The sequence below is a fragment of the Chryseobacterium gossypii genome (genome assembly GCF_041361455.1).
Lineage (GTDB): Bacteria > Bacteroidota > Bacteroidia > Flavobacteriales > Weeksellaceae > Chryseobacterium > Chryseobacterium gossypii.
The window spans coordinates 292598-305418 of sequence record NZ_JBGCUR010000001.1 but is presented as its reverse complement, the minus strand read 5'-3'; the positions used below and the strand labels follow the sequence as shown (position 1 = coordinate 305418).

At 40.4% G+C, this 12821-nt stretch carries 11 protein-coding genes; 2 read left to right on the top strand and 9 right to left on the bottom strand.

The features are described from left to right. Nucleotides 1–20 precede the first annotated feature (20 nt). From ABMQ40_RS01525 to ABMQ40_RS01485, 9 genes are all read right to left on the bottom strand, one after another. Nucleotides 21–515, bottom strand: a complete 495-nt coding sequence (locus ABMQ40_RS01525; protein ID WP_370895808.1) for a hypothetical protein — start codon at nucleotides 513–515, stop codon at nucleotides 21–23. Nucleotides 516–637: 122 nt separating this feature from the next. Next, complete coding sequence (locus ABMQ40_RS01520) at nucleotides 638–2320, bottom strand: S8 family serine peptidase (protein ID WP_370895806.1); 1683 nt, start codon at nucleotides 2318–2320, stop codon at nucleotides 638–640. 1 nt (nucleotide 2321) lies between these two features. Next, nucleotides 2322–2939 (bottom strand): WbqC family protein, encoded by a 618-nt coding sequence (locus tag ABMQ40_RS01515; RefSeq protein ID WP_370895804.1) that lies wholly within the window; start codon nucleotides 2937–2939, stop codon nucleotides 2322–2324. Between the two features lie 63 nt (nucleotides 2940–3002). Continuing rightward, nucleotides 3003–4658, bottom strand: coding sequence for a signal peptidase I (gene lepB / locus ABMQ40_RS01510; RefSeq protein ID WP_370895802.1), 1656 nt, complete (start codon nucleotides 4656–4658; stop codon nucleotides 3003–3005). Nucleotides 4659–4754: 96 nt separating this feature from the next. Further along, nucleotides 4755–5456 carry a 4-hydroxy-tetrahydrodipicolinate reductase gene (dapB, locus tag ABMQ40_RS01505; protein WP_370895800.1) on the bottom strand — a complete coding sequence of 234 codons (702 nt, stop codon included), beginning with the start codon at nucleotides 5454–5456 and terminating at the stop codon, nucleotides 4755–4757. A gap of 13 nt (nucleotides 5457–5469) precedes the next feature. Continuing rightward, the gene (locus ABMQ40_RS01500) at nucleotides 5470–6111 is read right to left on the bottom strand and encodes a DUF5683 domain-containing protein (RefSeq protein ID WP_370895798.1); all 642 of its coding nucleotides are present in this window, start codon (nucleotides 6109–6111) and stop codon (nucleotides 5470–5472) included. Then, nucleotides 6111–7001: a ParB/RepB/Spo0J family partition protein gene (locus tag ABMQ40_RS01495; protein WP_370895796.1), complete on the bottom strand. Its 891-nt coding sequence runs from the start codon at nucleotides 6999–7001 to the stop codon at nucleotides 6111–6113. Before ABMQ40_RS01495 ends, ABMQ40_RS01500 begins: the two co-directional genes overlap by 1 nt. 94 nt (nucleotides 7002–7095) lie before the next feature. After that, entirely contained in the window at nucleotides 7096–7869 is a 774-nt protein-coding gene (locus ABMQ40_RS01490) for a ParA family protein (RefSeq protein ID WP_370895794.1), read from the bottom strand. 164 nt (nucleotides 7870–8033) lie between these two features. Continuing rightward, nucleotides 8034–8870, bottom strand: a complete 837-nt coding sequence (locus ABMQ40_RS01485; RefSeq protein ID WP_370895792.1) for an energy transducer TonB — start codon at nucleotides 8868–8870, stop codon at nucleotides 8034–8036. A gap of 383 nt (nucleotides 8871–9253) precedes the next feature. On the opposite strand from ABMQ40_RS01485, the gene ABMQ40_RS01480 reads away from it, so the two are divergent. Further along, on the top strand, nucleotides 9254–10864 hold the full coding sequence (locus ABMQ40_RS01480) for a hypothetical protein (RefSeq protein WP_370895790.1): 1611 nt from the start codon (nucleotides 9254–9256) through the stop codon (nucleotides 10862–10864). 65 nt (nucleotides 10865–10929) lie between these two features. After that, nucleotides 10930–12789, top strand: a complete 1860-nt coding sequence (locus ABMQ40_RS01475) for a hypothetical protein (RefSeq protein ID WP_370895788.1) — start codon at nucleotides 10930–10932, stop codon at nucleotides 12787–12789. Nucleotides 12790–12821: the final 32 nt, after the last annotated feature.

Genomic DNA, 12821 nt, shown 5'->3' with positions numbered 1-12821 from the left:
TTTTTAATCTTTTATGTTTATTATTGTTTCATTCCTGTTCTCTGGAAGTTGTAGACCACTTTTACATTATCCCCGTCGAATGGTACGTTTTGTTCCAGGGAGAACTGGTCTGCAGTCTGGTTTATCACAGTTAAGGTATATCCTACTGTATTTTGTTTCGCTTTAGTACCTTCAGCTATTTTTTTGAACATGAAAGTATTTCCGTCTTTCACTTCAAATTTGATAGGCTGGGTGATCGCCGGGCAGCTTCCACCTCCATTCAAAGTATAGGCTCCTGTCCAGTTGTTAGGAATCAGTCTCCAGTGGCTTCCCACAAAGCACTGGGCATCCGCTCCTTCGTCAAAAGGCTTGATTTTGTATTGCTTGTCATAATCAATGCTTACAATCTGCCAGTCTCCTTTCAGTTTCAGGAATTCAGATCTTTGGTTCTGAGATGTTGCCGCTTTATTCGTTGAGGAACAAGACACTGCAAAAAGGGATGTTCCCAACATTCCTGCAAGTAGTAACTTTTTCATATTGTTGTTTATTATTAGTACAATAAAGTTACAAAAAACCGTGCCAAAATGAAAAATAAAAATAAAAAAAGTCCGAAAATTTCGGACTTTCTATCTTTTATCTTAAAAAACAGGCATTTAAGTTATTTTTTAACGCCCTTTTTTGCAGATTTCGCAGGCTTTTTAACCCCTGAAGACTGTCCATTGTAGAAATGGGTGTAAGCATATTCTGCGGCCTTTTCCAGATCGATAACTCCTCCTGCCTGAGAGAACTCATTGAATTTGTTCTCAGTGTTCGGGTTGCTGGATTTCACCAAAGCTTCGATTATCTGGGCAGGCTTCAGTGTTGGCATATAGGCTAATAAAACAGCCGCTGCACCAGCCGCAACCGGTGAGGCCATTGAGGTTCCCTGAAGGTATTTATATTCGTTTTTCGGAACCGTAGAATAAATCTCTTCTCCTGGTGCGAATACGTTGACCATTTTTTTATTGAAGTTGGAAAAATCGGCTCTCAAAGCATCATTCTTATTGGTGCTTGCCCCTACAACCATTACATTGTTTACGAACGGCTTCTCGTCAGTAACATTTTTGAAATTGGTAGGATAAGCGATATGTTCTGCAACATCCTCATTTTCATTCCCTGCAGCCTTTACCAGTAATACTCCTTTATCCTGCGCATATTTGAATGCATCCCAAACCACATTTTTACCGGGAGAAACCGGTTTACCGAAGCTCATATTCAAAATTCTGGCACCATTGTCCACGGCATATCTGATTGCGTTGGCAACATCCTTATCTCTTTCATCCCCGTTTGGAACCGTTCTTACAGACATGATTTTGGCTACCCTGGAGGCCACTCCGTACTGAACTTCTTTTCCCTGCGGCAATCCGGCGATAATACCGGCCACGTGGGTTCCGTGTTCGGCATCAGGCCCCTCATAATGGTTATTTCCGTAATATTTTTCTGAATAATCATCGTAGTTATCTCCTACGATTTCTTTTCTTGGATCATAGCTGAGATCATACTGCTTTTCCGCCGGGCCATAGTGATCTATCGCGTCTTTCATCTGTTCTCTCATCGCTTTCTCAAAATCGGCAGCGGATTTACCTTTAAACTCAGGACTCTGGGAAACCTGAGTAAGTACACTAAGCGCCATCATATCCTTCTGATCTGTAGGTTTTTTTATGGCTGCTATATTTTCAGGGGTAACGGATTTCCCGCTTAGCAATTTAACCATATTCGGGATCAGATCATTGATCATGGTAAATGTCTGAAGGCCCTGTTTCGCTTCAACGCTTTTGGTGGTATAAAGTGACTTGGCTTTCATATACATGTCGAACTCTTCCGGCATTTTGGCCTGGTTGGCTTTATTTTTAGCGGAATCCTCACCTTCAAATACCGGCTTGTACTTGGCTACCACTCTGGTCACTTCCATATTATCCACATCTATATCCCCGTTTTTACCTCCGATAAAGTTCCAGCCATGGATGTCATCAATATATCCGTTACCATCATCATCTTTCCCGTTGTCCGGAACTTCATTAGGATTTGTCCATACATTTTTAACCAGCCCCGGATGGTCTACCTGAACACCACTGTCCAAAACTCCAACGATAACCGTTTTAGGCTTAAGACCTTTTGATTCCAAATATTTATAGGCATTTTCTGTATTGATCCCGTATACTTTTGTAGTTGCAAAATCTTTATGATACCAGGTCATAAGATCTTTATCCTCTTTCGGATCCAGTTTTTTTCCCTGTGCCTCCTGAGCAAAGGTAAAGCTGAAACCCGCTAAAAAAACTGCAGCTAAGAATATCTTTTTCATGTTAGTAAGATTGTTTAATATTTTTAATATAAGTCAAAGATTCAGGTCCTTTGTTACAAATTAAATCCAAAACGGACAGATCTTTTAAAAATCCTGATTTATCAGAGAAAGTCTGATAATATTCTTCCATTGTGAATTCTGAAGGGTGCTTGGCAGAAAACTTTTCTCTGAAACTGATTTCCGAAGGATTTTTGATATATTCTTCATTCAAAGAGTATGCCTTTTCTGTCTTCAGGATCTGCTGGATGATCTCCAGCCCTTTGAGATTGAAGTTGAATAGGTATTTTTCATTCAGCTCAAATATTTTTCTGAACTTTTCTTCATAATACTCAAAATACGGAGAGCTTTGATAAGCTGTTTTAATGGATTTCCAGTGAAGTTTCCTCCAGTCTTCCGATTCCGAGATCTCTATGTCTTTAAAGGCCCTTTTACCATTATGCACGATCGGGATGATCAAAGAAAGCTTTCCGTTTGCCCCGTAAATATTGGCTCTGTTTCTATAGGTTTGTTTCGGGAAGTTTTCAAACTGTTCCAATATAATATCATTTTCAGGCTCCAGAAATACCGAGAACCATGAAACAGGTGGTAAATAAAATACCGGTAATAATACATTCTTCATATTTACTATACAAGAATGAAGTATTTTTTCAAATACTTCATCTCAATTCAGTTTATTTAATAATTATAAATCCTCTTCTGTTTTTTTCTTTCTGAATAATTTTACAAAATATTCCCAACCGAAGAACAGGATAAGGATCATGGCTGCGATCCACCAGTAGGAAGTTTTATTGGCTTCTCCGGTGTTGGTAGCTTTAAACATCCTGTCCCAACGGATTTTGAACGGTGCCTGATATGAGGAGCTGGCATCTTTAAAGGCTCCCTGCAGGCTCAGCCAGGTAAACATCGGCTTTCCTACGATGTTCTCTTCAGGAACAAAGCCAAAGAATCTGGCATCCAGGGAAGCATCCCTGTTGTCACCCACCATCATATAATAATCCTGTTTGATGGTATATTGGTTGGTTTCTTTTCCGTTGATATAGATTTTACCGTTTTTATTCTCTAAACTATTATGCTCATATTCAGTGATGATCCACTGGTATTCCGGTAATGTTTCCTGATTAATGGTTACTACATCACCTTTTTTAGGGATTCTGAGCGGTCCGTACCAATCCTGGTTCCAGGGCTTGTTGATAGGGAAAATGGACTGGGTGGTGTCAATACTTTTTGTAAGTGCGGTTTTATCAGCATTTAGCTTATGTGAGATCGTTGCTGAATCCTTCGGGAAAATACTTTCCTTCATGCTGATTACATTCGGTAAGGCTTTGATTTCAGCTGCCGTTTTATCCGTCAGTCCCTGAAATGCATATTCAAAACCTTGATCTGTCTGCACTTCTCTTACCGGTAAAAATCCGTAGGTATTGTATAAGGACGGGATATCCAGTTGAGCCCCGGTATTCACTATATAGGCATGCTGGATTTCCTGATCACCCAAAATCGTTTCCGGCTTTCCGTTCACAAAAAGCTTTCCGCCTCTCATTTCGAAAATATCCCCTGCAACAGCAACACATCTTTTCACATAAGGATCTTTCCTGTCGATGGCGGTATGTACGGAATCCTGCGGATAATTAAAAACAACCACATCATGTCTCTGAGGCTTATTGAACTGGAAAATTCTTTCGTATGGCAACTTAACGGCATCAACGTAAGATTTCGGATCATCTTTAGGATTTCCTTTCTCACCTGAATCAAAAATAGTCCCCTGTAAGAACGGTATTGCAACCGGACGCATTGGCAATCTGTAACCATAGCTCCACTTATTTACAAAAAGGAAGTCTCCTACCAATAATGTTCTTTCCATTGATCCTGTAGGAATTCCGAAAGGTTGTGTCACAAAGACATGGATAATGGTTGCAAAAACCACTGCAAAGGTGATAGATCCGATAAAAGAGTCTTTCTTTTTAGCATTTTTTTCTTCGTCAGTAAGGAACAGCTCATTCTCATCTTCCAGCTCAGTGTCCTTGGAATAGTTCACCACCGCCATGTAAATAAACGGAAGGATCACTGTAAGCAGCTGATGCTGGAAAAGGCTTTTCCCAAACTTTTTCATTAAGTAAATATGGAAAACAGACATCATAATAGGCCCTACAATAGGAAGATAGGACATGATAGCCCACCATTTCGGATGCTTGGTTTCTTTCAGGATAATGAAATAATTATAGAAAGGGATGAACGCAAATAACGGGCTATACCCCATCTTCTTGAACAGCTTCCATGTGGAAATCCCCATCAGCAGGGATAAAATGAGAACGTATACGGTATAAGTTAAAAAATAATTCATAAATTTTTGTGCCTGTTTCTACTTATAAATGTGGTTTACGATAATGGATCCTCACCACGCTATATTGGTTTACAATTTAAATAATTTGTTACAAAATCAGAGATCTAAAACGTCTTTCATTCCAAAATTTCCTTTTTTATCCCTGATCCATTCCGCAGCGATCACAGCTCCAAGCGCAAACCCGTTTCTGCTGAAGGCAGTATGCTTGATCTCTATCTCATCTACCTCACTCCTGTAGAAAACACTGTGCGTACCCGGTACCTCATCTTCGCGGATGGCAAAGATACCCAGCTGGTTTCCCTGGGTTTCCTCCAGCTTCCACGCTTCAAATTTAGGGTTATTTTTAATGATCCCTTCCGCAATGGAAATCGCTGTACCGCTTGGAGCATCTTTTTTATGAATGTGATGAATTTCTTCCAGCTGGCAGGAGTACTCATCCACATTTCTCATCAGTACGGCCAGTTTCTCATTCAGGGCAAAGAATAGATTTACTCCGAGGCTGAAATTTGATCCGTATAGGAATGCCGTATCATGTTCAACGGCTATTTTTTCTATTTCACTTTTCTTGTCCAGCCATCCTGTTGTCCCGCATACAACCGGGATTTTGTTCTCAAGGCAGGTTTTGATATTTTCGAAAGCAACTTCGGGCAAGGAAAATTCAATAACCACATCGGGATTATTGAGGTTCTCAGCAGTTGGAGTTTCTTTTAGCCGGGCTACCACCTCATGTCCTCTCCTTATTGCAATCTCATCAATGATTTTGCCCATTTTACCATATCCAACTAATGCTATTTTCATATGAAATCTGTAATTAAAATCTGTAACTTAAACTTATCCCTGTTTTTGGAGGTGTGATTCCGTACTGGTCCTGAATAACGGCCGGATTAAAAGTGAGATCCGGGTCATGACGGCTTTCATAAAGGTGGGCATCAACCACGGCATCCACAATATTCAGAATATATAACAGCCCTGTAATGGCAATGGCGTAGTCCCTCTGTCTTTTTGCACTGTCCTGCGCATTTCCCAGGGCTACTTTATCCAGCCAGGGATGGGTATCAACAAATTCATTAGGGGTTCCGTTGAGTTTAGCCACATAGTATTCCCTGTACTTCCTATATTGGTTATCATTCCATACGGCTACTCCTACGCCTACTCCCATTGCTCCCCAGACAATAGGGATCTTCCAGTATTTTTTATTATAAAATTGCCCCAGTCCGGGTAAAACCGCGGAATAAAGCCCTGCTTTCGTAGGGTTTAGTTTTAATGTTTTTCTGGTAGGCCCGTTGGCTTTTTCCAGATCTGCAACAATTTTCGCTTCAGGTTTTGCACTATGGCTTTCCACAGGGATACTGTCTTTCGGATGATGTTCCACCCGGATGGTATCATTAGGATTTACCTGGGAATATGCAGCTGCAAACAGGCACAGGAAAAATGTGAAAAGTATTTTCTTCATTATTTAATATGGGATAAAATATATTCCAGCTCTTCTTCATTTTTGAAGTCCAGGACAATTTTACCTTTTTTTCCGTTGCCGGAGGTTTTGATCTCCACTTTTACATCTAGGATATCTGCAATGGTTTTCTGAGCTCTCTTGTAATTGTTGGAAAGCTCGGCTTTTGCCCTTTTAGCCGCCGGTGATTTTGGATTTTTCAGTGCTGTAGCAGCCTGCTCTGCCTGACGAACATTCAGTTTCTCTTTGATAATCATATCAAATAGGGTCTGCTGATGTTCTTCATTTTCCAGGCTGATAATGGCTCTGCCGTGTCCCGCAGAGATTTCACCGCTCCGGATCGCATTCTGGATATCCGGGCTCAGCCTCAGCAGCCTGATGGAATTGGTAATTGTACTTCTGTCTTTACCTACTCTCTGGCTGAGATTCTCCTGGGTAAGGCCGATCTCATCCATCAGCCTCTGATATGTAAGGGCAATTTCAATGGCATCAAGATCCTCCCTCTGGATATTTTCAACAAGAGCCATTTCAAGCAGCTCCTGATCATTTACCAGACGGATATATGCAGGAATAGTGGTTAATCCTGCAATCTTACTTGCTCTGTAACGCCTTTCCCCTGATATGATTTCGAATTTCTCACCGTCCTTTCTCAGGGTAATCGGCTGAATAACCCCTAAATTCCTGATGGACTGGGCAAGCTCGTTTAAGGCTTTTTCATCAAAATAAGTTCTCGGCTGGGTCGGGTTCGGATAAATATCTTCTATCGCCACCTCTACGATATTTCCAACAAATTTATCTGCCCCTTCATCGGTTGCAGAGTTGATCGTTGCTTTGGATTCAGCACTTAAGATCGCGCCCAAACCACGCCCCATCGCTCTTTTTTTGTCCTTCATAGATATAGATGATAAATGATGGTTAAATTATATTGATAAGGATGAAGATCATTAATAATCATCCCCTATCGATCTAGCCATTCACTATTATATTTTATTGCTTTACTAAGTTTTCATTTTTCAGCAGAACTTCTTCCGCCAGCTGAATATATTGGATAGCCCCCTTGCTTTCTGCATCATAATTCAGGATGCTTTCTCCGAAGCTTGGCGCTTCACTTAATCTTACATTCCTGCTGATGATGGTTTCAAAAACCATTTCGGGGAAATGGGCATTCACCTCTTCCACCACCTGATTAGACAATCTCAGCCTGCTGTCATACATGGTCAGCAGCAAACCTTCAATATCCAGGTCCTTATTATGGATTTTCTGAACGTTTTTAATGGTATTCAAAAGTTTCCCTAAACCTTCCAACGCAAAATATTCACATTGGATGGGAATAATTACAGAGTCTGCTGCAGTAAGTGCATTGACGGTGATCAGACCTAAACTCGGAGCACAGTCAATGATAATGAAGTCATACTCATCTCTTACGTCCTGCAATGCTTTTTTAAGCATGTATTCACGGTCTTCTTTATCTACCAGCTCAATTTCCGCCGCTACCAGGTCTATATGTGACGGAACGATATCCAGGTTCGGAGTGGCTGTTTTCTTGATACAGCTTTTCGTATCAACACTGTGTTCCAGTAGGTTATAGGTAGAATACTGAACATCATCAACTCCTAAACCGGATGTTGCATTAGCCTGGGGATCAGCATCAATAATTAATATTTTTTTCTCTAATACCCCTAATGCTGCGGCCAAATTTACAGCTGTTGTTGTTTTTCCAACTCCTCCTTTCTGATTAGCGATACCTATGATTTTTGCCATTATTAGAACTTTAAGCTTCAAAAATACACTTTTTTCTTTGCTCTCGGTGAATGAAGAAAACGAAAATTGAGTTAAAATATTGTTAATAAGGTTTTTAGCCATAAAAAAAATTATCCACAAAAAAAAATCTTTGTGGATAAGTAGTATCTGGATCGTTTTTGAGATTACTCGCTGAACTTCATTGAAATCGGAAATTTGAAATAGCTTCTTACGGCCCGTCCTTTTATTTTAGCGGGAACCCATTTTCCTTTGATCGATTTGATTGTTCTGATCGCCTCATTATTAAATGCGGTATTTTTTCCGTCTGCCCTGATTCCTGAAATGCTGCCGTCTTTTTCCACAATAAAGGTAATTGTAGTTTTCATAACATCATTATCATCAAATCCGGAACCATCGAAACCATTCATTACTTTATTCCTGAATGCATCGATTCCGCCAACAAAATCAGCTTCAACATCAACTATTGTCTCAGGGGTCTCCTCTCCTGCTTTAGGAGTAACGGAAATTGTTGGCTGCACATAAGGAACGGCAGGGCCGGTTCCCACATTAGGAATGGTAGGGTGATACTCTGTTCCGGCTGTTTCACCTTCTGAATTATTCTGTATCCCTGCTACCGCACCTTCAATTTTTTCTACGACCTTCTCATTAGTCACATCAGCTTTAGGCTCAGGAACCGTGTTATCATAGGTTTTCACGGGTTTGGATTGCTGGATATGCGGCACCTCCGGTTTTTTTATAGGTGTAACAGGATCAATGGGATCAACCGGATGGAGGTAATAAATGACAGGAGGTTTTGGTTTCGGAACCTCAGTAGCTTTAAAAGCAGAGATTACCATAGGAGTAATAGAGATTGCAGCCAGCAGGCTTATCCCTACAAAGAGCGATTTGGTAAGTATTCTGTCTGATTCGCTTCTTAAAACATAAGCACCATATTCTTTGTTACGATGCTCAAAAAGAATTTCATTCAACCGAAATTCATCATTCTGGTGTACGTGTTTCATCACTATAATATTTAAACTGTTAATATAGAATGATTATTAGTTTTTATGGGTCTTATCGATAAGCAATGTAACAATATCAAAACATTTGCCAAAATTTTATCAAAACGTCAATATTTTAAAATAATTTATAACAATACATAAAATCAATTATCCTGAATACTACTTCTTGCCCAAAGGGAATGAATGTGTTTATACTTTTTTAAAAAAATCCGGATATAGCCTCTGAAAAAACAACATAAAGTAAAAAACAGTAAAAACCACATCCCAGAAATCGGAAAATCACTGAACATTTTCTTTTGCAGCCATAATAGATTTGTACCATACAAAACGGGGATGCCGAAAACCGAAAAGAGTAAGCAAGAAAAATTAAAAAACTTATAATTATGCCAACTTTAACTCAGGAAGCAAAATCGAACTCATTAATGAGCATGCTTTTAAAACAAGTGTATGACACTGTAACCAACGGAGGAAATCCGGATTCTTTAGGACCTAATGATTTCATTGCATTCGACCCTGTAGGTGTTACGCTTACAGAGGATACTTTCGACTATGCATTAAATGGACTTTTTGGGGATGCTCCGTCTCCAAAACCTTTGCTTGACGGAACAGGAAAACCTGTTCTTGATGCTAACGGAAATCCTAAAATAGACATGGAGGCTTATCAGAATGCCTTATCAAGCAGCAAATTTAAAAAATACCTTCAAATGGAGCAGTTCGCAGCCATGGTAGATGTAATCCCGTCCCAGCTGCCTCCTCTTACAAAAAGCGGGAATGGAAGAGAGATTACGATCATGAGCATTATGAACGACTCTCAAAAAAGGGTCTCTAAAGTATATGAGGATCTTTTACAATGGTCTGTGGTAGTGGATACCGAGATAGATGAAAAAATAGAGAAAAAATTAAATTCATTGAGGGATAAGCTTTTCAAAATCAAAAAGGTAAAGAATCCTGACTTTGATGAAACAGCCCCGATTGATGATATGAACAAGCCTGAGATCTTCCAGACCTTTGTTTCTCCTACCTATGCAAAATATGTTGAGTACCAGATGAAATATTTTGATGTAGTGGATGCGAATAACGAAATCAGGACCGCTGCCGACAACGGAGACCCGGAAGCTATGGCCAAACTCTCCATTGACGGAAAGAATATGAAAAAGCGTGAGGATGCAGCCTTAAAGGCATGGCAATCTTTAGGGTATAAGGAAGCGGTGGAAAGGATCCAGAATTATCTCAGCGAGATTGAAGAAAAGCATATGCTTGTGATCAAGAAAAGGCTTCAGGCTGAATTCAGAAACAGCCAGAGAACAAGGATCCTGGATTATACCAACTATTCTCCTTCCATTCCTGTTGCCGCCAATGCCCTGAAAGAATCCAAAGGGTGGCCTACTGTAACGATCGTTGAAGGTGAATCCAATTATGATTATTCCAAGACCGTTCACAATTGGGGAGCTGCCGCAGGATTCAGCCTGGGTATTTTCTCCATCGGCGGAAAAGGAGGCGGAAAACATGAAAAAACTAAGATCAATACCGACTATACCAATATGAAGATTTCCTTCAAGCTGGGAAAAGTGAGGGTGGAAAGAGGCTGGTTCAGCGAGCAGTTCGTGGAATCCAAATACTGGAAACTGCATGAAAATTCACCGCAAACCCTGAACGGAGACATCATCAGTGACGGTAAAGGCAAAGGGCTGATGCCTTCCATCATTACCGAGCTCATCATTGCGAAGGATGTTTGTCTGGATTTCAGCAACAACAGCTCAGCATATACCGATGTTAAAAACTCTGTAAATTCAGGTGCAGCAGTGGGAATAGGGCCTTTCGTATTCGGAGGAAACTACAGTTACGACAATCAGGATGTAAAATCAAACTCTAAATGGAGCGGTAAAAAACTGACGTCTGACGGGATCTATATCATCGGCTACAAATGCCATGTAATCCCTAAATCTCCGGATCCGAATCCAAATATCAAAAAATGGACTGACGGAAAATCATAATATATCTTCAACAAGAATAGCCGGCAGGGAATTTCTGCCGGTTATCTTAAAATAAACTAATAGCCATGAAATATTTTGTTGCCGTTTACCAGAAACTCAGGGATATCTATATGTCTCAAAGCTCAATGGAAAATGACCTCCCTATGATATGCCCGTCATTAAGGGTTTATGAGAACGAGGAACTGGAGCTTCTGAAACCATCAAGCCTGCTGAATGATGATCAGAAAAAAGCTTTATCCATCATTAAAAAACAGAATGTAGCCTATGAGCTCAACTCGGTTCCGATTTCTCCAAATTTTTGGGATCTCAACCCCAATAATTCTCTTTTTGACATTTATAGGGATATTCTGGAAAAAAACCGTGTGAAGAACATAGAAGAACACCTGGAAAAAGTCCTGGAAAGTAAAAGTGCTGTTCTTTTTGATGCTAAAAACGCAGATACCAAAGAGTTTAAAGCCTACAAAAAATACAGATCTCTTTATGAAGATGCCGTGAATAATATCACCGCTCATCTTGAAGCATCCGACGGACTGGAAACAGAGGAAGAAAAGAGCAACAGGAACGACAAATTAATCAACCTCAACAATATAAAAGAGCTTGCCTTTTCGGAATGGAAGGTAAAAGGAAACAAGGACCTGATCGAAAAGGAACTGGCCAGGATCAACAAAGCTTCTGAAGCAGATCTGTATGTGGCTATGGCCCAAAACGCAAAAAACACTTTTGAGGCGGCCGAAAAAACAGATATCATCAGCAATTCGTCTATTCACGATATTAATTTCATTCCGTATGATTTTATGGAAAATGAATCGGGATGGAACAATATGAGGATTGAAAAAAATGAGCTGGAAAGCTTGTTTCAAACCGCCAAAGGCAGTAATGAAAACCTTCCGTCAGAAATTTTATCCATTGATTATGATGAAAGTATGATCCAGGCTGTGGAATTTGACCTTTCCTTTGTTCATCTGAAACGGAACTGGTTCAATAAAAACTTCATGCTGTCAGAACTTTTTGAATGGAACGAGCCTAAAAAAATATCGGACGGGCAGACGATCTCCACCGATTTTAAGCTTCCTGCCTTCCCCAAAACCATGATGCTGATCAAAAATCTTAAGATCATTCTGGATCCGCTGATCAGCAGTGATGTGGTAAGTAATCCTAACCAGCTGGTTTATTTCGGGCCGCTCGTGATGAAGCAGCAGGTTTTTGTTAATAAGAATAACAATCAGAAATTTTTAAAAGCCATTACGAACGTTAAGACCATCAAGTCTGATCAGCTGAATTATATGGCAAGAAAATCTCCGCCTGCTGAAACCGTAAAACCGGTCATGGAAAATGGTCCTGCAGCCAGGGCAACAGCTGAACCGGCGCAGCCCGAGACAATAAAAGCAGCCGCAGCCACTGCCGGTAAAATCAACATGGGGAATATTTTAAGCGGAATCAGGAATCTGAATCCCAAGCCTGTACACGGAGCAAGCCCTGTACAGCCGGTGACACCCGTAAAACCGGTAACTCCGGTCCCGGGACCTATCAAAACACCATGGGGCACATGGGGCCCCAAATATCCCACCGTACCTGTACCGCCACCTCCACCACCAGCAGGTGCAAACGTACAATTTAAGGTTTTCGATAAAGCCAACAATGACCCTGTTTACAAATGTGCAATTTCCATAAAGGGAATCAATAACAACAGGATCTATGAGATTGAAACCAATGAGGCGGGAATCATCAATCAGCTTATTGATATCGGAGAATATAGCGTAGAACTGAGAATTGATGATTATGCCGTTTTAAATGAGAAATTCAGTGTAACCAATGCCACCCCGCTTACATTGGAATACAAACTCCAGCGGGAGGAAGTAAAATTCAGGTCGTTCTTTCTGATCGGAATGATCTGTGAAAGAATGCCGAAAATACCTGCAGGGTAAAAGAGCAAAACAAGAATACATATAACTCATAA

Bases quoted from the DNA above. Each gene is read 5' to 3' on its own strand.
- ABMQ40_RS01480 (WP_370895790.1), top strand. From the start codon at position 9,254: ATGCCAACTTTAACTCAGGAAGCAAAATCGAACTCATTAATGAGCATG.
- ABMQ40_RS01520 (WP_370895806.1), bottom strand. From the start codon at position 2,320: ATGAAAAAGATATTCTTAGCTGCAGTTTTTTTAGCGGGTTTCAGCTTT.
- ABMQ40_RS01490 (WP_370895794.1), bottom strand. From the start codon at position 7,869: ATGGCAAAAATCATAGGTATCGCTAATCAGAAAGGAGGAGTTGGAAAA.
- dapB (WP_370895800.1), bottom strand. From the start codon at position 5,456: ATGAAAATAGCATTAGTTGGATATGGTAAAATGGGCAAAATCATTGAT.
- ABMQ40_RS01515 (WP_370895804.1), bottom strand. From the start codon at position 2,939: ATGAAGAATGTATTATTACCGGTATTTTATTTACCACCTGTTTCATGG.
- ABMQ40_RS01495 (WP_370895796.1), bottom strand. From the start codon at position 7,001: ATGAAGGACAAAAAAAGAGCGATGGGGCGTGGTTTGGGCGCGATCTTA.
- ABMQ40_RS01475 (WP_370895788.1), top strand. From the start codon at position 10,930: ATGAAATATTTTGTTGCCGTTTACCAGAAACTCAGGGATATCTATATG.
- ABMQ40_RS01485 (WP_370895792.1), bottom strand. From the start codon at position 8,870: ATGAAACACGTACACCAGAATGATGAATTTCGGTTGAATGAAATTCTT.
- lepB (WP_370895802.1), bottom strand. From the start codon at position 4,658: ATGAATTATTTTTTAACTTATACCGTATACGTTCTCATTTTATCCCTG.
- ABMQ40_RS01500 (WP_370895798.1), bottom strand. From the start codon at position 6,111: ATGAAGAAAATACTTTTCACATTTTTCCTGTGCCTGTTTGCAGCTGCA.
- ABMQ40_RS01525 (WP_370895808.1), bottom strand. From the start codon at position 515: ATGAAAAAGTTACTACTTGCAGGAATGTTGGGAACATCCCTTTTTGCA.